Annotated in this window: 1 protein-coding gene; it reads left to right on the forward strand. The window is 38.9% G+C overall.

Annotation, left to right across the window (positions count from 1 at the left end; all coding sequences use genetic code 11):
• Positions 1–213, forward strand: a 213-nt coding sequence (locus F8B77_RS17910; RefSeq protein ID WP_208846188.1) for a hypothetical protein, incomplete at its 5' end; no start/stop codon positions are given.
• Between the last annotated feature and the right edge of the window lie 137 nt (positions 214–350).

Below are 350 nucleotides of genomic sequence, written 5' to 3' on the forward strand. Positions count from 1 at the left end.
GGCGTTGTGCGTACTGAGTCCGAAATTTTTTGCACGGTTCATCAAAAGGATCGCGGCTTTCGTAGTTTCGGCTTAGTAAGCGTGAATTTCTTCTTTGTTGCCTTTTGGTTTTCGTATCATCAAGTTCGGCAAATTAGCCATTATTTCCATAAGTTCAGGCGTTTCAGCGGCTATTTTACGCTTCAATTGTTCTTTGGTTATGCTTCATTTTAGTTTGTATCAGTGTTTTGTTCGCAGCATTTTCAATCCCAATTGTGGTTAGGATATTTGGTTTATCAGTTCCAAACTAGCTGAAACCAAGCCGTTCAAATGGTGTCAAAAATGTATCTGTTTTCCATTTACTTCATCTC

It is taken from the genome of Aliivibrio finisterrensis (assembly GCF_008933155.1).
Classification (GTDB): Bacteria; Pseudomonadota; Gammaproteobacteria; order Enterobacterales; family Vibrionaceae; genus Aliivibrio; species Aliivibrio finisterrensis.